General features: G+C 62.0%; 20 protein-coding genes. 8 read left to right on the top strand and 12 right to left on the bottom strand.

The window, feature by feature from the left end:
* Positions 1-72 precede the first annotated feature (72 nt).
* The 5 genes from NDK18_RS18400 to NDK18_RS18380 all read left to right on the top strand — a co-directional run bounded on the left by NDK18_RS18400 (position 73) and on the right by NDK18_RS18380 (position 5,889).
* On the top strand, positions 73-2,040 hold the full coding sequence (locus NDK18_RS18400; protein WP_250628614.1) for a S1 family peptidase: 1,968 nt from the start codon (positions 73-75) through the stop codon (positions 2,038-2,040).
* 89 nt (positions 2,041-2,129) lie between these two features.
* Positions 2,130-3,980 (top strand): chloride channel protein, encoded by a 1,851-nt coding sequence (locus NDK18_RS18395; protein WP_250628613.1) that lies wholly within the window; start codon positions 2,130-2,132, stop codon positions 3,978-3,980.
* Positions 3,977-4,162, top strand: a complete 186-nt coding sequence (locus tag NDK18_RS18390; RefSeq protein ID WP_250628612.1) for a hypothetical protein — start codon at positions 3,977-3,979, stop codon at positions 4,160-4,162. The genes NDK18_RS18395 and NDK18_RS18390 overlap by 4 nt, the downstream gene beginning before the upstream one ends.
* A complete protein-coding gene (locus NDK18_RS18385) occupies positions 4,159-4,974 on the top strand; it encodes an SDR family oxidoreductase (RefSeq protein ID WP_250628611.1) in 816 nt (271 codons plus the stop codon). The genes NDK18_RS18390 and NDK18_RS18385 overlap by 4 nt, the downstream gene beginning before the upstream one ends.
* Entirely contained in the window at positions 4,975-5,889 is a 915-nt protein-coding gene (locus NDK18_RS18380) for an alpha/beta hydrolase (protein ID WP_250628610.1), read from the top strand.
* On the opposite strand, the gene NDK18_RS18375 is transcribed toward NDK18_RS18380, so the two are convergent.
* Positions 5,822-6,640: an endonuclease/exonuclease/phosphatase family protein gene (locus NDK18_RS18375; protein ID WP_250628609.1), complete on the bottom strand. Its 819-nt coding sequence runs from the start codon at positions 6,638-6,640 to the stop codon at positions 5,822-5,824. The two genes, NDK18_RS18380 and NDK18_RS18375, sit on opposite strands and share 68 nt — an antisense overlap.
* A gap of 4 nt (positions 6,641-6,644) precedes the next feature.
* On the bottom strand, positions 6,645-7,097 hold the full coding sequence (locus NDK18_RS18370; RefSeq protein ID WP_250624320.1) for a hypothetical protein: 453 nt from the start codon (positions 7,095-7,097) through the stop codon (positions 6,645-6,647).
* 332 nt (positions 7,098-7,429) lie between these two features.
* Between NDK18_RS18370 and NDK18_RS18365 the strand changes: the two genes are divergently transcribed.
* The 3 genes from NDK18_RS18365 to NDK18_RS18355 all read left to right on the top strand — a co-directional run bounded on the left by NDK18_RS18365 (position 7,430) and on the right by NDK18_RS18355 (position 9,154).
* Positions 7,430-7,663: a Rap1a/Tai family immunity protein gene (locus tag NDK18_RS18365; protein WP_250624319.1), complete on the top strand. Its 234-nt coding sequence runs from the start codon at positions 7,430-7,432 to the stop codon at positions 7,661-7,663.
* Positions 7,664-7,733: 70 nt separating this feature from the next.
* Positions 7,734-8,906, top strand: a complete 1,173-nt coding sequence (locus NDK18_RS18360) for a threonine aldolase family protein (RefSeq protein WP_250624318.1) — start codon at positions 7,734-7,736, stop codon at positions 8,904-8,906.
* A gap of 5 nt (positions 8,907-8,911) precedes the next feature.
* Entirely contained in the window at positions 8,912-9,154 is a 243-nt protein-coding gene (locus NDK18_RS18355) for a hypothetical protein (protein WP_250628608.1), read from the top strand.
* A gap of 68 nt (positions 9,155-9,222) precedes the next feature.
* On the opposite strand, the gene NDK18_RS18350 is transcribed toward NDK18_RS18355, so the two are convergent.
* The 10 genes from NDK18_RS18350 to NDK18_RS18305 all read right to left on the bottom strand — a co-directional run bounded on the left by NDK18_RS18350 (position 9,223) and on the right by NDK18_RS18305 (position 21,593).
* On the bottom strand, positions 9,223-9,831 hold the full coding sequence (locus NDK18_RS18350) for an HAD-IB family hydrolase (RefSeq protein ID WP_250628607.1): 609 nt from the start codon (positions 9,829-9,831) through the stop codon (positions 9,223-9,225).
* Positions 9,832-10,450: 619 nt separating this feature from the next.
* Positions 10,451-11,137, bottom strand: coding sequence for a response regulator (locus NDK18_RS18345; protein ID WP_250628606.1), 687 nt, complete (start codon positions 11,135-11,137; stop codon positions 10,451-10,453).
* Positions 11,138-11,182: 45 nt separating this feature from the next.
* A complete protein-coding gene (locus NDK18_RS18340) occupies positions 11,183-12,025 on the bottom strand; it encodes an alpha/beta hydrolase (protein ID WP_250628605.1) in 843 nt (280 codons plus the stop codon).
* Entirely contained in the window at positions 12,009-13,745 is a 1,737-nt protein-coding gene (locus NDK18_RS18335; protein WP_250628604.1) for an ATP-binding response regulator, read from the bottom strand. The genes NDK18_RS18340 and NDK18_RS18335 overlap by 17 nt, the downstream gene beginning before the upstream one ends.
* Before the next feature lie 4 nt (positions 13,746-13,749).
* Entirely contained in the window at positions 13,750-14,175 is a 426-nt protein-coding gene (locus NDK18_RS18330) for a hypothetical protein (RefSeq protein ID WP_250628603.1), read from the bottom strand.
* Between the two features lie 75 nt (positions 14,176-14,250).
* A complete protein-coding gene (locus NDK18_RS18325) occupies positions 14,251-14,673 on the bottom strand; it encodes a cupin domain-containing protein (RefSeq protein ID WP_250628602.1) in 423 nt (140 codons plus the stop codon).
* Positions 14,674-14,987: 314 nt separating this feature from the next.
* A complete protein-coding gene (locus NDK18_RS18320) occupies positions 14,988-16,373 on the bottom strand; it encodes a serine hydrolase domain-containing protein (protein WP_250628601.1) in 1,386 nt (461 codons plus the stop codon).
* Positions 16,374-16,402: 29 nt separating this feature from the next.
* Entirely contained in the window at positions 16,403-16,846 is a 444-nt protein-coding gene (locus NDK18_RS18315) for a DUF4124 domain-containing protein (RefSeq protein ID WP_345777089.1), read from the bottom strand.
* 112 nt (positions 16,847-16,958) lie between these two features.
* Positions 16,959-18,752: a beta-L-arabinofuranosidase domain-containing protein gene (locus tag NDK18_RS18310; RefSeq protein WP_250628599.1), complete on the bottom strand. Its 1,794-nt coding sequence runs from the start codon at positions 18,750-18,752 to the stop codon at positions 16,959-16,961.
* A gap of 21 nt (positions 18,753-18,773) precedes the next feature.
* Positions 18,774-21,593, bottom strand: coding sequence for a C1 family peptidase (locus NDK18_RS18305; protein ID WP_250628598.1), 2,820 nt, complete (start codon positions 21,591-21,593; stop codon positions 18,774-18,776).
* Positions 21,594-21,617 lie beyond the last annotated feature (24 nt).

Genomic DNA, 21,617 nt, shown 5'->3' with positions numbered 1-21,617 from the left:
ATTGTCGTTCGCGTCATTCGCAACGCCAGGGAGGCCGCGGCAGCCCTGGTCGAACAGCCTGGGGGGTAATGCATGCGCATCCGTGGACGTTTTCGTCGTCTGGTTTTTTTGTTGCCGCTGCTGCTTACGGGCCCCGTCGCGGCCGCGACGCTGGATCCATCCAGATTGCCTGGCGTGCAAGCGGCCACCTTTGAGGTCGTGATAGCCAAACCCGATGACTCGGCCGTGCGCTATGAGAAACCCCTCCCACTGGACAAGCTTCCCTTCCAGTACCGAAACGACAAGTACAACTCCATCGGCACGGCATTCGCGATTGGCAAGAATCGCTTCGTTACCGAGTTCAACGTGGTCGCCGAGGGCATTGGTGGGCGCGTGGGTGCGCCCTTGCTCCGTGATGCGCAGGGCAAGGTCTACGCCATCGACAAGGTAACGGGTTTTTCCCTAGGCCAGGATTTCGTGGTGTTCACCGTGGCCGGCTCGCCCGACGTCAAGCCCTTGCCGACCGACCGCGGCTCACACGTGAACGAAGCGGTGTACGCGGTGGGTAACGCGCTTGGCACGGGGGTGGTGATACGCGACGGCCTGTATACCTCCGACACGCCAGAAGACGAAAACGGCCGTTGGCGCTGGATACGGTTTTCGGCGGCGGCCGCCCCAGGGAACGGGGGAGGTCCGCTACTGGATAAGGACGGTAGCGTGATCGGCGTGGTGCTGCGCAAGTCACCCAAAGAGAACCTCAGTTACGCTCTTCCTATCGGCCTTGTACTGGATGCGCCGACGAAATCCGTGGACACCGAACGGAGCGTTTCCACACACTCGGGCTTCATGAAGGCTACGCGGGAGGGCATCTTTCACATCAAGCTTGAATTGCCGATCACGTTCGCCGCTTTTGCCGACAGCGTCCAGGCGCAATCGGACTCGTTCTTCGACGCGCAGTGGAAGGCGTTGCTCGCCCAGGAAGATGCCAGGTTGTTTCCCAAAGGCGCTGACAGCCATAAGATGCTGGCAGCGGAAGCGTACGTGAACACGTATCCAGCTGCGCTGCAACGCGCGTCCAACGGCGACTGGGGGTATTTGGTTCCAGAGCATGCGAAGGCGTCGCTTCCCGACAACGGCTATGCCGACGTCGGCATTGCCGGTGAGGCAGTTATGTTCCACCTGCACAAGCCTGATGGCCTGCCCCTGGCCGCGCTGTACGCCGATCCCAAGGGATTGGTGGAGCTGATATTCAAGTACGGACCATTTACGCGTGCCGTGGGCGATGAAAAGGTCAGGATGACATCCCTGGGTGCCCCGATCCTGGATACGGTCTATGTCGATCGCTGGAAACGCCGCTGGCAGCACCGGGAGTATGCCTTTCCTGCAGTTGACAGACTGCTACAGATCTACTCGCTGCCTGTGCCCGACGGCTACATAGCACTGATGCGCGAGGTCTCTCCGGAGGACCACCATGCCGTGGACGTGCGAATGCAGGCCATGGCCGACTTCATCACGGTGACCTACGACGGCAGTTTCGCCGCATGGAAGGAATTCCTCGCGCAGGGGGAATGGGTCTCCCCGGAGATTGGCCAAGCTCATATCGTGATCGACTACGGCAAGCGGTTCTCGTTGTCGTCGCCTGATTTTTCCCTTGCCTATGGGCCGGACTTGCAGCAAATCGATGCCAATGGCGAGCTCTTGGTAAGCATCGGTTTTCATGGCCGTGACGGCGCCGTCCAGCTCGGCCTTTCCGGCGTGGTGGCGAAGCAGGACAAGGACAAACAAACCCAGGTGCGCATCAACAGGCAGCCCAGGCCGTTTGCCGATGCGCCGCTGAACTGGCTGTCGAACTGGAAGCACCTTGCCAACAACGCCCATCCACCAGGTGGCCAGCCCTACAAGAGCGGGAAGATAAGCTGGGTGGGGACGACCCTGGACCGCGATGCAGATGCCAACGTGATGTATACGGTGTTCTATGGCAACGATGGCGGCCCATCCGATGCAACGATGAAGCAGAAGCTCGCGCAAGCGGTGAAAGGCACGACCATCCAGGAACACTGACGCCACCTCCAACCCCGTTTAAGTTCCAGCCAGCTACCAAGGCCGCATCCGCGTAACCTTGTGCGGATTCCATCGCCGGTTTCTCCCCCATGTCCGAATTTCCACCCGGACCGCACACGCGTGCGGCGGTTCCGCTCGCCCCATCGCTGGACCCCACCCTCGCTGCCGCGCACATGCCCCGGCAGTTCCGTCCACTGGATGGGCGCGTAGCCTGGATCGCCGGCACAAGCATCGTGTTGGCGGCATTGGTAGCGCTGGTGGCGCAGTGGCTTACCGGGTTGATCGGCCTGGTCACCAACCTGGTCTACTACGGGCGCATCAGCACGCAGTTCACCAGTCCCGCCCACAACACCCTGGGTGTTTGGGCCATCGGCATACCGGTGCTGGGCGGCCTGGTGGTGGGCCTGATGGCGCGTTTCGGTTCGCGCGCCATCCGTGGCCACGGCATTCCCGAAGCGATGGAACAGGTGCTGCGCAACGACAGCCGTATCCCGCCGATCATCACCTGGTTGAAGCCGGTGTCGTCCGCTGTCGCCATCGGCACGGGCGGTCCCTTCGGTGCGGAGGGACCGATCATCGCCACCGGCGGTGCGCTGGGTTCCTTGCTCGGCCAGTGGCTGCACGTCACCGCCGACGAACGCAAGACGCTGCTTGCCGCGGGCGCTGCCGCCGGCATGGCGGCGGTGTTCGCCGCGCCCGTGGCCGCCGTATTGTTGGCGGTGGAACTGCTGCTGTTCGAACGCCGCGCCCGCTCGCTTATTCCGGTGGCGCTGGCTGCCATGGTGGGCGCGGGCATGCATGTCTACTTCGATGGAGCGGGAGCGGTATTCCCGATGCCGGATGTGCACTCGGCAAGCCTTGTCGCGCTTGCCACCTATGTTGTCCTGGGTGCGCTGGTGGGCGTGGCGAGCGTGGGCGTCACCCGTCTTTCCTATGGCATCGAGGATGCGTTCGAACGCCTGCCGATCCACTGGATGTGGTGGCCGGCCATGGGCGGGCTGGTGGTGGGCGTGGTGGGTTATTTCATGCCGCGCACGTTGGGCGTGGGCTACGACAATATTTCCCTGGTACTGGGTGGTGGCATCGGGCTGGGTGCCATGCTTGCGCTTTGCCTGATGAAACTGCTGTCGTGGTCGGTGGCATTGGGTAGCGGTACGTCGGGCGGAACGCTGGCACCCCTGTTCACCATCGGCGGTGCGTTGGGCGGTGCGATCGGGATCGCCCTTGCCACCTATGTGCCCTGGCTGGGAGTGGATCCGAAACTGGCGGCCCTGGTTTGCATGGCGGCGATGTTCGCCGGTGCATCGCGGGCGTTCCTTACCGCCGTGGTCTTCGCCTTCGAGACCACGCAGCAGTCCCATGGCCTGCTGCCCTTGCTCGGCGCCTGTGCTGCCGCGTTCCTGGTATCGGGCCTGATGATGCGCAACACCATCATGACCGAGAAGATCGTGCGCCGCGGCGTACGCGTACCGTCGGAGTACAGCGCCGACTACCTGGACCAGGTTCACGTGGGCGATGCCTGCTCCCGCGAGGTGGTGAGCCTCAAGGCCAGCCAGTTACTGGGCGAGGTTCGTCAGTGGCTGGCCACCGGCGGCGAGAAAGCCTCCCACCAGGGTTTCCCCATTCTCAATGACCAGGGCGCCCTGCTGGGCGTGCTGACACGGCGTGACCTGTTCAATCCGGCGTGCGTCGACCAGGTGACGCTGGACACGCTGCTCAAGCGTCCGCCGCTCGTGGTGGGCGCGGATCATTCGCTGCGCGAAGCGGCCGACCACATGGTGGAAGCGAACGTGGGAAGGCTCATCGTCGTCGACCCCCGCGTCCCGATGAAAATGCTCGGTATCATCACCCGTGGCGACCTGCTGGCCGCCCATGCCAAGCGCCTGCGCTCGGCACGCCACGCGTCGCGGCATTTCCGTTTCCGGGAGTCCAGGCCATGACCTCGAATATTCCGCCGGAGGGGAAACCGCCCCTTGCGTCATGCCCGGTCTGCCACGGTACCGGCGAAGTGGTGGTGATCGACGAGGAAGTGGGCTGCCACGTGCCCATGCCGTGCTGGGCCTGCCAGGATGGCCCGATGCCACCGGAGGGTTATGATCGTCCGATCAAGGGAGATCAATGAAAACCATCCAGGGTAGAAAAATCCTCATCACCGGCGCCGCCATGGGCATGGGGCGTCTCTACGCCGAGCGTGCCGTGCGCGAAGGTGCCGCCGTGGTGATCCTATGGGACATCAACCAGGAAGAACTCGAGCGCACGGTGCTGGCGCTTAAGGATTCCGGGGTGCGGTTGATGCCCTATCTCGTGGACATCGGCAGCCTGGACGCCATCGTTGCGGCGTCCGCGCGCGTGCGCGCCGATGTGGGCGATCCGGACTTCATCATCAACAATGCCGGCATCGTGCGCGGAAAGTATTTCTGGGAACACAGCCAGGCCGATACCCGGCTGACCATGGAGATCAACGCGCTGGCGCCGATGTACATCACCCGCGAGTTCCTTCCCGCGATGATGGCAAGCCGGCGCGAATGCCGCATCGTCACCATCGCCTCGGCGGCGGCCACGGTGTCCAATCCGCGCATGAGCGTCTATTGCGCCTCGAAGTGGGCGGCCGTGGGCTGGAGCGATTCCCTTCGGCTGGAATTGGTGCAAGCTGGGCATTCCCATGTAAAGGTCACCACGGTGTGCCCGAGCTATGTTTCCACCGGCATGTTCGAAGGCGCGCGCGGTCCATTGATGACGCCGGTGATGAAGCCGGACTACGTGGTGGACCGCGTCTGGCGCGCCATGCTGGCAGGCCAGCCCATGTTGATGTTGCCGTGGACTGTCACCTTGGGGAAAATCGCGCGGGGCATATTGCCGCTGCGCGTATGGGATTGGGTTGCCGATCACGTCTTTGGGGTGTATCACACGATGGATCGCTTCAGGGGGCGTTAAATGCGCAAGAAAATCATCGTGGGACTGATTGTCCTGCTTGTGCTGGGCCTGCTCTACTACGCCTACATGATGCTTGCCGTACGCGGCACGTTCGCGCCGATCATACCGGCCGACAAAGCTGGTGGCGATGCCGTCACCGCCGGTATCGAAGGCCATCGCATCGTCGGGCGCATGCACCTGGAAGGTGAAGCGAACGCATCGGCGCCGCTGGTGGTGATCCTGCATGGCGATGCGCCTTTCGCCCATCCGCGCTACCAGTACGGCGTGGCGGCGGACATTGCCAACGCCGCTCCAGGTACCCGAGTCGTGGCTCTGATGCGCCCGGGCTACACCGACGCCTACGGCGCCCATTCCGATGGCGAGCATGGGTCGACCTCGGGTGACAATTACACACCCGAAGCGGTCAAGGACTTGGCTGATGCCATCGCGGAACTGAAAACGCGCTTCCACGCGCCATCGGTGCTCCTGCTGGGGCATTCCGGCGGCGCCACGATGTCGGCGAACATTGCCGCGCTAAGCCCCAGGCTGGTGCAGCATGTGTACCTCGCCGCCTGCCCTTGCGATGTACCGCCTTTCCGCAAGCACATGGCCCAACTGCAAACCAGCCCCGTGTGGCTGTTTCCCGTGCGCAGCCTGTCGCCGCTGCAGACGCTCGACCAGATGCAGCCAGGCGTGGCGATCACCGCGATTTCAGGCTCGGAAGATCCGCTGGCGCTGCCGGTGTATGCGCGCGACTACGTGGCCAAGGCCAAGGCGCGGGGATTCGATGCATCGATGGTGATCATCCCCGGCAAGGGGCATGAAATCCTTGACGAGGACGTGGTGATCAAGGCCATCGCCGACGATGCTAAAGCTCGAATGTCGCCAGCACCGGGAAATGGTCCGACGGATAGCGGCCATCCTTCGACGTCGTGACCGTTTCCACGCTGAGCGGCTTCACGCCGCGATAGAAGATCCAGTCGATGCGCCGGTCCGGAACGCCGGTGAAATTGTGGAAGGTTTTTTCCGGACCACTTCGTGAAGGCGCCGTATCCCAGGTGTCCTTCAGTTGCGCCGCCACCGTGGCATGCACCTGGCTTTCCGGCCCCGTGTTGAAATCGCCGGTAAGGATCACCGGGATGTTCTTCGGCAGCGCCTGCATGCGCTTCATGATCAGGGTAACGCCCTTCAGGCGGGCGTCTTCATCCTGCTCGCGATAGGGCAGGTGGGTGTCGTAAAGGTAGAACTTCTTGCCGTCGCTCAAGCGCTGGAACAGCGCCCATGTGACCATGCGCGGCAACGGATGGCCCCAGGTGATGCTGCCGGCCACTTCCGGCGTATCGGACAGCCAGAAATTGCCTGATTCAAGCACCTTCAGGCGGTCTTTCCGGTAGAACACGCCCATGTGCTCGTCGCTGTCGTCGCCGGTACGGCCGCGGCCGAACCAGGTGTACTGCGGCAGGCGTTGCACGGTGTCGTCGCCCTGCAGCTTGAACAGCTCCTGCGTGCCGAAGACGTCCGGGTCGGCCTTGCGAACGGTATCGGCGAAGAGGTCGCGTCGCGCTTCCCAGCGGTTGGGGCCGTCGGCCGCCACTGGCAGTCGCACGTTGAAAGTCATTACCTTCAGCGGTTCGGCATGCAGCGTAGGGATGAAGGCAAGCAGGACCGCCAGCAAGGCTACGCGCATGGCATCAACGCCCGTGGTTGAAGTTGTTGTTGACCCCTTGAACAGAGATGCTCACGCCCCCGGTGGGGTGCTCGCAGCTGCCGAAGGCCTGCGACAGGGTAACGCCGCCGCCCTGGTAGCTGCCGCCGCGGATATGACTGCCGCCGACCACGCCGGTTTCGAGGCTGCCATGGACCTGTGGCTGGTTGTAGGTGGCGTCGTCGCAATGGTTGGCCGGCGTTTCGTCGGCCACGGTCATGCTGCCGCTGTGGTCGCCGTAGTAGGTGCCCGGCGGATCCTTGGCATGTGCGGCGGCGTTGGCATTGGCCGACGTCGAGGCACTGGCCGGCGCCGTGCTGGATGCCGCCGGGATGTCCGAAGGCGGCAGCTTGAGATTCAGCGGCTTGTCCGTGGACTGTGCGGCGGCCGCCGTGGACAGGCAGAAGGCGAAGGCGGCGAGGAACGGGGAAACTTTCATTAGGAGGCTCCGGGGATGCCGCTATTAACGCACCGACCGGCTGGGCGTGCACGTGTATACGTTGGACGGCATTCAGGACGGGGAGTTCCGCGGGCATCCGGGGCTGGAAGCTGGCAGGATGGCCCGTAAGATCCCGCAGCCGGGGTCCTTGGGAGGGCGCGATGGGCCAGAAGGCGGGCAAGCTGGGGTGGGTTTTGGCGTATTCGTGCGTTGCCGTGGGAGCGTGGCCCACGGGGCCCATTCAAGCGCAAACCGCAACGCTTCCTTTCAGTGGCCCAGATCGACCGTATTACCGCTACGCCGGCGAACTTGAGCACGCGCTTGAACTGTCCATGCAGGCTGCGCCCACGGCCGATGGAGCCGACGGAGCGGCCGTGGCCTATGTGCAGGGCGTGGCCGATGCGGTGCAGGGATCCGCGGCCTGCCCGACACCGGCGCAGCGCTCGGCCGAGTTGCCACGTGTGGTCCAGGCCTACCTTGCCGCCAACCCCGGGCTGGGCGCACAGCCTGCGGCCGCCGTGGTGCGCGATGCGCTGCGCCGGGCTTACCCCTGCAAGGGGCGCTGATCTTTAGGCCGTGGCGGCTTGCCCATCGCGCTGCTATGGTCGGCAGCAATCTTTCAAGGGGTAGCCGGGCATGGCCATGAACCGTCGGGATTTCCTGCGTTCCTCCGTGGCCGGCAGTGCGCTTGCTGGGTTAGGCCTGCCAGCGGCGACCTTTGCCGCCACCCGGGCCGATCCGGACCACATCGACAACGCCGTGGTGCTTCGCGGGGACAATGTCCCGCACTACAACCGCGACACCGTGGCACGCCTGGACAAGCTCCTGGCCGCGCGGCCCAGCCCGCCCGGGAGCGGGCACGAGGTTGCCTCCGACAGTTACCTGCAGCACGGCGCGGTGGAGGAACTGGAACAATACTTCGCCAAATTCCTCGGCAAGGAAGACGCAGCCTTCATGCCCACCGGCACGCTGGCCAACCACGTTGCCATCCGGCTGCATTGCGGCGAGCATCGCCACGCGCTGGTGCAGCGCGAAAGCCATGTCTACCGCGATGAGGCCGATACGATCCCCACGCTCAGCGGCATCAACCTGGTGCCCCTGGCCGAAGGCAAGGCGTCGCCGACGATGGACGAGGTGAACAAGGCCATCGACGATGCCGAGCACGGGCCGTACCCCATCAAGGTTGGAGCGATATCGCTTGAATCGCCCGTGCGCCGTGCCGACGGCGAGATGGTGCCGTATGAACTGGCACAACAGATTTCCACCATGGCGCGTGCGAAGGGCATTGGCATGCACCTGGACGGAGCACGGCTGCTGCTGAACATCGGTGCCGACGGCTTTACGGTGCAGAAATACTCCGCGCTCTTCGACACGGTGTATGTCTCGCTATACAAGTACCTTGGCGCACCCTTCGGCGCGGTGCTGGCGGGAAGCAAGGCGCAGATGGCCCAGGCGCGCGAGCTGCGTCATATCTTTGGAGGGCTGATCTATCATGGATGGATGCCGGCACTCCTGGCGCTGGACACCGTGCAAGGGTTTCCCGAGCGCTTCGCAAAGGTGCGGCAGGCCGGCGACCGGCTTTTGACGGCGCTTGGTTCCATCGATGGTTACACCGTAAAACGTGTGCCAAACGGCAGCAACATCCACTTCCTGGAGGTGGCGCCCGCGCGCCAGGAAGGCCTTGCCGAACGGCTCAAGAAGCAGGACATCCTCGTTGGCGGGTTGATTGACGGTCGCCTGATGCTGACCTTCAACGAGACGCTGCTTCGTCGCAGCCCCGAAACGATCGCGCGGGCATTCGCAGGCTAGATCTCATGACGCCAACCGACATCGGTCTCATCGTGCTGGCGGTCGGCGTGATTGTCGCCGTTGTCATGTTGTGGCCGAAGAAAATACCGAAGGAACGCACGTTTCGTTGCAGGCGTTGCCGCGCTGTCACTCCTCACACGAGTCGCACCATCGATGAGTGGCGGAAAGGGAAGATGGCGTTCTCCTGCGATGCCTGCCATCGCGCGTGGCATGTCACTCGTGGCCGTGGCGGACGCAACAGCCGGTAAAGCCTGCCGTTTCCTGAGGCCGTGCGATTGCTTCCTCCCATGTCCTGGATTCGCACTACATCGCGCTTCTAGGACGGCACGGTTCCATCGACGCGCCTCCAGCGGAAAAAGCGGGTATGCGCCAGTTCAAGCATCTGCGCATCGTCCCGCGTATCGCCATAGGCGTAGACATGGTCGAACGATGCCAGATCGTAGCGTTCACGGATGCGTCGGCGCTTCTCTTCGCCGATACACTGCGCTTCTCGGTAAAGGCCGCTCAGAATGCCGCCGCGTTCTTCCAGGCGCGAGCAGATCAGCTCCAAGCCGTGGTCTCGGCACCAATGCTCTAGGTAAATGTCGAGTGCGCCGGAGACCACGACCACGGTGTCACCTCGCTCCTGGTGCCAGCGGATCCGGGCCATGGCCGTCGGGCGAATAGCCACAGGGACCACATCGGTGCAGAAAGCGCGCGCCCTTGCGCTCAACACCTCAACCGGTATGCCGCGGAACCCGAACCGGACGACATTGGCGCGTATCCTGTTTCCCGATACCAGGCCCATTTTGTAGCCAAGGATCAGCGGCATGAACAGGATGTTTCCCGCGATCCTGCGCGGCTTGGATACGGCGTAGCGCATGAAGTCGGCGAACAATTCTCGTGTGGTGATGGTACCGTCGAAATCGAATAGCGCGAGATTCATGAATGGATTGTTCGACAATGGAAGGTCGGGTCTGCATATTATATTGGTAGCTCAAGCTTGGCTTTCGGCTGCGATGCCTGCCATCACGCGTGGCCTGTCACTCGTGACCTGGGTGGATGTAACAGCTGGTAGAGTTTGCCGTTCCCCAGGATTTGCCACTGCTTCCTCCCAAGTCTTGATGCGCGCTATATAGCGTTCGAGTTGCACCGCGGCACGCGTGAGTTGGAATAGCGAGGGGCCATGGTCCACTCCTCGCCTGGCTCGTATGAGAAGGAAATCGCATTGCACGCTTGCTGCGTATACGTCTTCGCGCCAGGTTTCGAAACGGCGAAGAATGTCACTTCCTGCCGGATGGCACCGCAACATCAAATCACGTAGCTGGCCCAGTAGCTGGCGAAGATCCAGTGGATCGAGCGGGGGTGTCGCAGTCCCGGATGCCTGCGCGTAGGACCGGATACAACTCCGAATTGCACTCTGGAGCTGCACTGCCGAGCCCATGAGAACTTCGACCATGCGGTGGGCTTCCATTTCGTTGGATGATTTCATGATGCGTGCAAGCCTGCCGGCTTTCGGTACCGATTTGAATTGGGAAATCTACGAGGTGGACTCGCCAATGCGATCAGGGTGCGCTGGAGTCAGCATCAAGCTCGGTAAGTAGCCCGTTCATATAGATATAGGGAAGAAGGTCGCCCCCGTCCTTCAGTCCCAATTTGCTTAGCCCGTTGTACTTATGTGTTGTGACGGTGCTGTAGCTTCGGCCCGTGGTGGCTACGATGTCCGGTGCTTTAGACCCTCGGCAGAACGCCAACAGAACAGCGCGTTCGCTGTCGGTTAATGTCGACCAAGGATGCGATTTTATACTGTCGAGATCGATGCGCCTGTCGACGTGCCGTCGCCCAACTCTCATCGCTGCCAAGGCATCTATGAGTTCCAGAACCGGGCTCGTCTTCGCGACGTATCCCGTTGCTCCTGCCTCAATCACCGCGCGGGCCAGAAACACACTTTCCTCGGCTGTATAGACAAGTACACGAACATCTTGGTCTGCGCAGGCCACTGCGCGAACAAGGGCTGCGCGCTTAAGATCGCCTGGCATGATGAGATCGAGTACGACTATGCGCGGGCAATTTATCGGTTCCGAGAAGGCGTCTAGCAACTCCGCACTGGTAGGGCACGAAACCAAGTGGGAAGGGCTGACACCGACTACTTCGGTCAGCATTTGGTTGACAGCAAATATCGTCGCCGGGTGGTCATCGGCGATGATGTAGTTAAAACTTGAAGTATCGGCGTCGGTGGTGAATGGCAGCATGCGGAATGTGGCGAGATCCGGGGAAGACCGGAAAGATGACCTGCGTCAAGATTGGCGTGATGCGCTCACTCCGACCTTTCTGGCGAGGAATGACACCGAAGCTTGCGCTACCTGCGCGGCCAAAGGAGACTTGTACGGCGAGCCTATGCTATGTGCGCCAGTGGCAAACGGCTCGGCATGCTTTAGCGAGGGTGCGGTTCCAAGCGCCTGGAACATTTCGAGCATGGCAGGAACAGATGCCGTTTGATCCTCCTCACCATTAGGTGCGCGGAAATATCCGAGGAACACAGGGCAAATGACTTGCGGCCAAGGTGGCGCCGCGACAAAGAAGTCGAATAACTTCCTAAGCGCCCGGTAGCCATCGGGGTGCACGACATCTGATGAGTATCTCGCAGCTTCCAGATTTATGAGTCGAGGGTGGTTCACTGGTCCCTCTGCCGCACATAGTTGGTCTAGCAATTCAGGATTGGCCGGGCGCAAACCAGGTGACCATGCCACCAGAGCGGCGACGTCAGCTGGTCGGGAAGCTGCCAAGCAAAGTCCCAAGGCGGCCCCTAGCGACGACCCTACGATGATCACCGATTTGCCCAGTTCCCGCGCCGTTGACAGTGCGTCCGACGCTGATGCTTGCAGGAGCTCAAACGTCAGCCCTTTCATTGCGTTGTGCGAAATCAAACCATGGCCTGGCCAACGGTGTGCATATAGGTTCGCTCCCAGGGCGGCAGCCATTTGATCAGGTAGATTTCCGGCCTCGCCCGGACTCCCGGTGAAGCCGTGCAGGTAAAGCAAAGCTGCCTCCGTGCGCTCGCCCTCGCCTAGATGCCAGCATATCCTCGCTCCGTTGCCTGGTTTCAATCCAAGAGCATCTACATCAAAGCATTTCGGCATATCGTCTTATCACCGTAAGTAGTTCCATCGCGTTGATGGGCTTGGCAAGGTAGTCCTCTACGCCGATGGCTTTCGCTTCACGAATGGACTCGCTTCGTGTGTCCGCCGTTAAGACAACAATGGGTGGGGATCTCGAGCCTGAGGTGGCCCGCTCCTTCAAGGCGTCCCATCCAGATCTGCCAGGCATGTGCAAGTCGAGGAAGACGATATCTGGATCGGTGGCCCGGATTCGTTCCAATGCATCGCATCCATCGGCGTGGAACGTAACCTGGTGACCGGCTCGCGTCAGGAGGTTGGCTATCACTAAGCGATTCATCTCCATGTCCTCGAAAACGAGGCAATGCAGTGACCTAACCTCGGCCTTATGTTTCCTGAGTGTTTCAAGCAAGTCTCTTGCGCGGTAATCTCCAACTGCGGCATCGGCAAGGAATGTCCAGATGAAAATGCTACCGCCGCCGGGATTATCGCGAACCTCGATCTTTCCACCCATCGCCTTGGATACGGAAAGGGAGATGTACAGCCCAAGCCCCACGCCACCATGCGTTCTGGTCGATCCTGTACTCAACTGTTCGAAGGGCGCAAAAATGACCCCCTTCTTCTCATTAGGGATGCCTACGCCAGTATCAGTAACGGTCACCGATATCTCCCAGCGATCACCGAGTTGCGTTCCGGCGATAAGTAACTCAACCTCGCCGCCAGAAGGCGTGAATTTGATAGCGTTGGCGACCAAGTTGGTGATGACCTGCTCGATGCGTCCTTCATCGCCAATGAGATGTGGCGTCTCGGCTGAATCGAAGGAAAATTTCAAGGTGACTCCTTTCGCTGACGCCACATTCGCGCATACAGCTTGCACCGTGTTCACGATATCGAGCATGTGGAGCGGCTTGAGGTTCAGGCTCAATCTGCCGCCATCGATGCTTGCGACATCAAGTACTTCATTCACACGGTGCTGTAACGCCTTGGCGCTGACTCTAACTGCGTTGATCAGTTCATTTCGCTCCTTCCGTGGAGCGTCGGAATCGATAAGTTGTGCACAGTTAATTATCGCATTTAGCGGCGTTCGCAGCTCGTGACTCATGGTACTGATAAACCGGCTCTGTGCATCACGCGATGATATGGCCTGAAACGCAATCTCCTGCATGGCAGTCACGATGCGCGACAGTAGCAGAGGAAGTGCAACTGTCAGTCCAAGTGCGTATACGAAGTACGCCGGCCGCGACAGCCAGTACCCATCCGGCGCTGTAAACAGAAGTATCGCGGAGGTCGCAGCGACTGCGGGTTTTGCGGCTATTTTTCCATACCTTGCAACCGCTGCTATGACGATGAAGGGCAGAAACGCGTTGAGGGATATGAGTAAGTGAAAGGCCAGATATATTTGGATGCCTATGAAGAGCAAGTCGATTACAAAACCTGCCGCATCGAGCCAGTTCGCCTCCGGAATGATCCGACGCCGTACAAGTACCATCCATATGACGGCAAAGATGAGCAGCGCGATGGTCGCAGGGAAAACAGTAACCGCGTCCTTGACGAGGACCTTTTGAGGCCCATTCAGCCAAGCCCAGCTCCAAATGAATACGATTCCTTGGATGACAACTCGAATGAAACAGGCTCGATATTCGAGAAAGGACTCGAATATCGTAGCCAATCGTTCGTTACGCAGGCGCTTGGCGGCTAGTATCAGGCCCGGGGCTTCGAAGTGCTTGGATGCGCCTTTTGCCATGTGGCTATACGTCCAAGATGGTGTTGGGAAGACTGTCCTTGAACTTCTTGACCAACTTCGCCCCGGCATTGGCAATTGCTTTGTAGCGTCTATGCAGAGCGGAGGGTGCGCATCCGCGAAACGCATCCAGTTGGAGCTGCTCGCACGCGCGCAACAGTTCTGTTGATCCCGTGGAAGCCAGTGAGTTTTTTAAGGTATGTATCTTCTCCAGTACCAGGCCTAAGTCGTCGGATTCCCCACCTGCGAAGCAGGGGTCCGCACAGCGTTCCATTTCGTGGATAACAGCATTGGCATAGGTTCTTGCGCTGGATGGAAAGAGTGCTGCCATGGTGGCGAGTGTCGACCCTGGATTCACTTCGGGCTGAGCATATGAAATTCCATCATTGATCGACTCAAACGAAACGCTGCACGCGTCGCTTTTTACGCGCATGAGGAATCCTGTGCTTGATGGCGACTTTCGCTGGCGAACAACAATCGAGATCTTCGCTGGGGTTTGATCAATCGCTCAGGGAGGAGATGACGGAATTACACGGTCAGTCGCCAGATGCTCGGGCGGGCAAGCGAATAAAAGCACCAGCGGCTGCGTACCGGTATTGATCAAGTGATGGACCACGCCTGGCGGAATATTGAAAATATCGCCTCGCTTAATCTGTATTTCTGCGATGTCTTCCGCAAGGCCGGGTTGCCAGGTCTTGATCGCCCCTGAACCGCTGAAGATGATGTACACCTCATTCCCCTGGCTGTGGTAGTGCGGCGTTACCGATTTTCCGGAAGCGATCTCGGTGGCGTAGTAGGAGCAACCCTCACTTTCCAGCACCGGTGCTATTTGAATGCCGGCGACGGGATCCTCCGTCGCTTGGCTCGACATCTCCTCCAAGGCATTACAAACCGAGATTGGCGCAGCGCTAAAACTTGCAGTCAATTTCATAATCCAGTCTGCTCACTTCTTGGCGGGGAGCGCAGTCGCTACTTATGAAGAGTTCCCTTTTAAAGCCACACCGATGAGGGTGGCGGGCGTGCCAGGGTGGAAGTCCGTCTCCAGGGAACGGTGAGGCCGCAGCCTTCCTGGCACGCCGCCATAGGCGGAATGCGTTCGCCACAGGTGTGACAGTGTTGCTGGAAGCGGGCTTCCACGCCCGGGTGCCCATGACTGGGCAACGACCTCATGATGACGCGACATGTCAGCGCAATCCATCGGAATGGTCGGAAAGTTGACCAGCGATTTGCTCAGGCTTCTATCCGTCAGTGCGCGGGCGAATCCTTACAGCAGGCGGCGCGCACATCAGCTACCAGCTTCACCAGCCCTTTCATGTCGTAATAGGGCGGATCCACCGTCGATCCCAGGCGAACGATCACCAACTGGTCCGACGGCACGATCAGCACACGTTGCCCATCCTTGCCTGAGGCGAAGTACGCATCGCCAGGTAAGCCGTCGATGGATTCGTTACCGGGTCCCACGTTCGACCAGAATCCCGAACCGTACAGCGCGCCCAGCGTGCGCTTGCCCGCGGACGCGGCCCAGCCTTCGGGCAGGATGCGGCGGCCACCGGCCATGCCGTCGTCGAGATAAAGCTGGCCCAACCGTGCCCAGTCGCGCGCCGAGGCATACACGCGGGTCGAGCCGATCAGGCTCTGCGCGCCGTCGAACTCCATCAGCACGTGTTCCATGCCCAGCGGTTTGAACAGTTCTGCGTGGGCAAACGCCAGCATCGCGGGAGCGCCACCGCCCAAAGTGTCCCGGATGATGCCCGAGACGATGAGCGTGTTGCCGCTGGTGTATTCCCATCGCGTTCCCGGCGGTGAGGCCAGCGGTGCGGAGGCTGCGTACGCCGCCATGTCGCGCGTGGCGAACATCATGCGTGATACCGGATCGAAGCCCGTATCAGCCTCGGGGAAGTCCAGGCCGCTTTCCATGCGCAGGAGTTGATCGATGGTGATGGCGTGACGTGGATCGGCGGCATCACGCCAGGCAGCGACAGGTGCCGGCGCTGTGATGTCCAGGCGATGCTGGAGCACCAGGATGCCCACCAGTGCGTGCACCACGGATTTGCTCAGCGAATAGCCGATCTGTGGCGTTTCGGGGGTGAAGCCGTCGGCATAGCGTTCGGCGACGATCTGCCCTTGATGCAGCACGACGATAGCGTGCACGTTGCGGCGCGGTCCCTGGGTGGGCTCTGCAAAGGCCGTGGCGATCGCCGCCTGCATGGCGGCATCGCCCGGTTGCACCGAAGGTTCGGCGCTCGCCGGTGGAAGCGCCCGCGCTGCCGCAAGCGTCGCCGCCGAAGGCGTGCGCAACGGCAGCGCGCAACCGTAGCCTGGGTAGTAGGTGGCTTTCGCTTCGAATCCGCCGTGCCAGCGCACGGTGACCGTGTTGCCGTCGACCACCGTCTTCATGCCGCGCAACAGGGGATGCAGCCCCGGTTGCGCGGCGACGCTTTCGGCGAACACGCGCTTCTCGTCCAGATGGGAAACGAACACGCCGCTGCACAGCGATTCCGCGGCACTGGCCATGGCGATGTTCAGCGCGCGATCGGGCCGCTTCCAGGCCGCCAGCACCACCAGCGCAACGATGGCCAGGCCCAGCAGGCGAAGCATGATCCTTCCCACCGACAGCGACGGATCCTTCATCGTTTTCCCCTGTGTCGTGCGCTATGGCGTCATTGCGTCTGGCTGTCGCAATTGGCGCGTTTGGTGATGATCCCGGTGGCAAATGGCAGATGGATGAAAAAGACATCCTCGCGCTGGGCATTTTGGCCGTGGTAGATGCCATGGGAGATATCCCCGGCATCATCCTGCATCACCACGCCTTCAGCCAGCACCAGGTGATAGGCCCGGCCCACTTCCGCGCGTTCGTCGGCGGTGGCCGGGCGCATGCGGGTGGCGGCGGTGCCGCCACCGGTCATCACGTAGTCGTCTTCGGAACGGCTGGTGAGGCGGATGCCGGGTTGCGAGGCCACGTCGTAGCAGCCCAGGAGCGGTGCTGAAGCGCTTTCACCCTGAAGTCGGCCACTCGTCGAGCCAGCCTCGCAAGGCGTCTGCTGGTATGTCACCTGGCCGTTGCGATTGCAACGGTAGATGTCGGCATGGGCCGTCACGGCCATGCCTGATAAGACCAGTCCCACGAAGGACAACACCCGCCACCGACCCATCCGCGCCCCCTCGCCTTTGCGTGGCGAGATCATCGCACGGTGCGGGGCGTGGTTTGCGTAGCCGCTATCCCGCCACGTCCTGGTAAGTCCGGTACCGCTGGTCGGTGATATCCGGGAAGGTGAGCATCCGGCCGCCATCGGGCAAGCGCCACTCACCGCGGCCGCTTTCCTTCGCCATCAGCAGGTCACGGCGGGTGGTGGCGAGGCTCCCGTCTTCGATCAGGCGCATCAGCACCAGCGGGCCGGCCAACAGTGCCACGCTCTCATCGTGGCCGTCTTCGATCACCTGCAGGCGCATGGCCAGCGGCAGTTCCAGTTCGATGCGGTCGCCGTTGCGCCACTCTCGTTGGATCTGGGCGAAACTGCCAGGCGTTGCCGACACCGGCTTGCCATTCACCCGCAGGCTGGCGCCCTCGGCCCAGGCCGGGATGCGAAGGCGCAGGACAAAGGTTTGCGGGGTGGCGGTGCCCACGGTGATGGCAATCGCGCTGTTATAGGGGTAGCCGGTGGCCACCGCCAGGCGTGCGTCGTTGCCACCCTGGCGCCAGGTGACTTCGCCGGGGACGTACAGGTTGACGTACAGGCCTTTGGCATCCCTGAAGTACGTGCTGATGCGGTAGTCGGCGGCAACGATCGGCAGCGTTGCCGAACAACACGGCCAGTGGTCGGGATGGAAGGTTTTCTCTGCCTGCCGGGTGTAGTCGGAGTAGTAGAAGGCGTGTCCGTCGGCCTGGATATTCTTTGCACCGAGAATGGTGTTGTACATCACCCGTTCCATGCTATCGCCGTAGCGGGCATCGCCCGTGGTGCGAAGCAGGTAGCGGGTGAGCTTGAAGTGCGCGTACGAACCGCAGGGCGTTTCGAAGCTCTTGTGTTCCTTTACCAGGCTCGTGGCCAGCGCACCGGTGCCAGGCTGTACGAAGTGTTCGTCCGGGCCCCAGCCACCGGTGGCGAAGCTTTGCGCATCGACAAAGTCGAAACCGTGGCGTGCCGCGGCAAGATATCTTGCGTCGCCCAGCGTGGCGTAGGCCTGCGCGGCGGAACTGAGCGCATTGACATGGCTATAGGCGTGCTTGCCGGGCAGCACGTTGTGGCCGCGGGCCAGCGGCCCGAAGAAATCGTCGTAAAGGAAGCGCTGGCCCAGGCGCCGGTGCAGTGGGTCGCCGGTAAGGCGCCAGGCCAGGAACTGGTTTTCCGGGATGGTGTAGCTCTCGTCCCAGGCGTGCTGGCTGAAGTCTTCGCCGGCGAGCGCGTGTTCGTTGCGTGGCACGGCGTGTGCCGGCAGGTATGGCAAGGCGGCCTGATTGGTGCGCTTGAGCGCCGCCAGTGCATGGCCGTCGTTGGCCAGGCGCCGGGCGTCGATCATCGCGCCAACGAGCTTGTCGTAGGTGTACGAAGGGAAGCGGTTGTCGCGGTAGAACTTGCCCTCCGGCCCCACGGTGTCGGCGTAGCCCTTCACCAGCCGGCCCAGCTTGGCCCGCGTGTCTTCATCGCGGGTGATCGCGTAGTAGCGAGCCAGGCCACTGACCCATTGGCCGAAGTTGGCGCCGGGGGCGAAGGCGTAGGTGCCATACCAGCCTGGCAGTTCCTCGCCCGGGGCTGGCAAGCCCTCGCGCACGCGGAAGGGCTTTAGCAGGGCATTTTCATCCATCCCCATCAACAGCCGGAGGGCTTCGCGGCCCTGGTCGTCCAGCGGGCCGGTGAGCTTGACCTGCGAGTAGCCGAGCTCGGCAAGCAAGGGCGCCGCATTGCCGCCTGTGGCCATGGGCGCGAAGGCCATGCCCGGACGGGCCAGCGTGGCGGCGCCGGCGAAGGCCGAGAATTTCAATACCGTGCGACGGTGCGGATCGAAGGTCATCCATCGACCTTACGCCGATCCTCAATAGCCTTCCAGATCATCCACCGGCATGGCCAGGTCCGTCCCGATGATGCGCGTGATGGTGCGGCCGACCACCGTGGTGTTGTTGTCGAAGCTTCCATGGGAGGAAGGGATGACCTTGCCGCGCGCGGTCGGTACCGTCGGGGCAATCACCGGCCGGGTGCGATCGGCAAGATCAGTTTCCTCGGCTGCACGGCGCCACGCACGAAGCGCAGCATCGGTGACCGATGTGCCGTCCCATTGCGTGTACGACGGGTCCATCACGTTCGCAAGGCCGAGGATCGGCGAATGGATGTCCGTTTCCAGGGCATTGGATACCAGGTACAGCAGGGACTTGCGATAGGGACCGACATTGTCGTCCAGCTCGTTGCGGTCGGTGAGCAGGTCAATGTAGAGGTTGTGCATCAGCGCATCGTGCGTGGCGTAGTACTGGTTGGCGAATGCCACGGTACAGGCTGGTGCATACAGGTGCGCCGATGCCACATGGTCATCCAGCTTGCGTTGGGCCAGCAGATCGAGCAGGTAGCCTAAGAAGATCGATCCCGCTGAATGGCCGATCACGTGCACTTCAAGCTTCGGCCATGTCGTTGCCAGCGAGGCGATCGCGCCGACGAGCTGCTCCATGCCGCGCGTGGGCAGGCTGCAATTTAGCGCCTGGTTCTTCATGTCCGACCAGATGGGCTTTCCGGCCAGGCGCCCGGGCCCGCGTTCGATCAGCAGATCCTTGGCATCGGTCCAAGCGCCCGCCGCTGCGGGCCCCGCGGTCGGCGAAAGCAGCCTCCCCACCGCGGCACCGAGGGTTTCCCAAAGCCCGGTCTTCCACACCATGAACAGCGGATAGCAGCCGTTGCCGATGAAATAACGCCCCATCGCCTGGGCCCGCGTGATCGCCGCGTCCTCGCTGTTGAGGCCGCCGTGGGCATAGATCACCAGGCGCTGTTTGCGCGGCTTGCTGGTGCGGAACCATTGGTCCGGCAGCACTGCCGCCTGGTACTGCAGGTTGATGCTCAGGTGATCCTGGGTAACGTAGTTGTCCACCCGCCCGTCGTCCTTGAACACCACGCTGTGCTCGAGCGCGGTGGCCTGGTCCCACCATTGGGATTTGTCCAGGCCCACGCGCCCGGCGGTGCTGCCTTTGCTGGCGCCCACGACCTGTCCCTGCATCACTCCTGGCACGCCCATCGCCGCGACCCAGGCGTCCATGCCATTGGCCAGCCAGTCGCCGTAGCTGAGTACGGCAAATCCCCCGCCGCCCCATTGGGTACTCCATGAATTCTGTACCACGAAGCCTTTGGAGTTGAATCCGACCAGGGCGAAGGCGTGTCCATCGGTGGTGCTGGGGTTGCCGTCGTAGGCGATCACCGGGAGGTCCGCGTGCTCGGTGACCGACTTCTTGAGCGTGGGAACCACTTGCCATCCGCGATGGGTGTTGGCCGATACGTAGATCGCGCCCACCTGCGCAATGGCTGCCTGCAGATCGGTGATCGACTTGATGTCGATCCGGTAGTAAACGCCAAGCGTCGAGTCGGCCGCACGTTCGACATAGTCAAGGTTCGGCGTGGTGACCTTGCCCGGGAGATACGGCCAATCCGTCGCCAGGCATACGCCATGGTGGAACCAGCCTTTCAGGGCGCCGCGGCAGCTGGATCCCTCGTAATTCTCGCCTGCGTATTCGTCGTAGCGCCGCGCGAAGTTGTAAAGCATGCGGGGGCTTACCGAAGTGAACTTTTCCGGCTCTTCATGGATGCGCCAGCGCAGATAGTTGATCACGCAGGCGAGGCCAAATCCCGTGCATGCGCCCTCGCTGCCCTGGTCCAGGATCATCCCGGCCGCGGTGTACCTTGGAAGAAACCTGGCGATCGTGGCGTCGTCGGGATAACAGGCGGAAAGGCTCGTCGGCGGCGGCGTATAAAGACGATCCTGGATGTCGACCGGATCCTTGCTGGCATTGAGCGGTCTTGCGGCCGCACGCTTCCTGCCGCGAGTGGCGCCGACGCCGGCCGTCGGGGCGGCTGCGGGCGCGGGTAGCGACCTGGCAAGCGTGAATACGCTTTCGAATTTATCCAGGCCGAACGTGCCACCGTTAACCAGTCTGCGCGCGGAGGCAAAGTTGCCCTGGGTCAGCGCACGCCGCATGGCCGTGGCCTTCGAATCCAGGAAGGTTGCCAGCAACACCGCCGCCACTTCCGGCGCGTTGGCAAGTTCAGGATTACCTGCCAGGTCGATGCCCAGCAGCTTGCCGAACTGGGTGTAGTTGGCGCGTCCGGAAAGTTGCACGAAGCCGCGGCCGCGGAACCGGGCGCCGTCACCGGGCTGGTTATTGCCCAGGGTTTTCATGCCTTCGTACTTGCTGAAAGGCGGTTGGCCGGGAATGGTGTTGAAGCGCGAAGGGAATTCCGAGATCGGTACGAATCCCTCGCTCTCGGCGCGGATGGTGCCCAGCGCAGCAAGGATCATGGGGCTGTCACGCAGGCCCGTGGCATCCAATGCCGCGGCGACGTAGGGCAGGTTGCGGCGGATGTTCGAGCCGCGCGTGGCCGGGAACAGGTGCTGGACGTTATCGACGGTGAGGTCCACCGCCATGTTGCCGGCCTTGATCATGCCAAGCAGCTGCTGGCAGTAGGGCCCGATCACGCCATCGGCGACGATGGCCTTGGCCGCCTGCCAGGCGCGGACGGCGGCGTCGGTGACGGCGTCGAATTCCGAGCCGTTTGCCAGGTTGCGGAAGCCGGCGGCTGCCGGCCCCAGGGCCAGTGCGAGCCGGCTGCGCATGTCCGCTACCTGCGGTCCCTTCGATCCTGCCCGCAACAACAGCGTCATGGCAGTGCTCCGGTCGTGGCGACC

The sequence above is a fragment of the Pinirhizobacter soli genome (genome assembly GCF_015905305.1).
GTDB lineage: Bacteria > Pseudomonadota > Gammaproteobacteria > Xanthomonadales > Rhodanobacteraceae > Pinirhizobacter > Pinirhizobacter soli.
Note: the sequence above shows the minus strand (reverse complement) of the source record. Positions and strands in the feature narration are given on the sequence as shown.